Source organism: Streptomyces sp. NTH33 (assembly GCF_003236365.1).
Classification (GTDB): Bacteria; Actinomycetota; Actinomycetes; order Streptomycetales; family Streptomycetaceae; genus Streptomyces.
Genome location: NZ_POTZ01001190.1, coordinates 1 through 254 on the forward strand (window position 1 = coordinate 1; position 254 = coordinate 254).

Genomic DNA, 254 nt, shown 5'->3' on the forward strand with positions numbered 1-254 from the left:
GACGCCGTGCTGACCGACGCCGGCCTGGAGGTCGTCACCAGCGGCATCCGGATACCGCGGATGAACTCGATCGTAGAGCGCCGGATACAGACCTGCCGCCGCGAACTGCTGGACCGCACCCTCATATCAGGGTTTGATCAAGTTCCGTAGGTGTCCGGATCGTTGGTGATGCCCAGGATGGGGAGTGCCCGGTGGGGCTCGTCGCGGATCGCCCGGGTGGTCTTGGCGATGTTGTCGGCTCCGAGGGTTTTCAG

Annotated in this window: 1 pseudogene; it reads left to right on the forward strand. The window is 64.6% G+C overall.

Annotated features, from left to right (window positions below):
* Positions 1-126, forward strand: a pseudogene (locus C1I97_RS42395) (integrase); the annotation flags it as partial.
* Between the last annotated feature and the right edge of the window lie 128 nt (positions 127-254).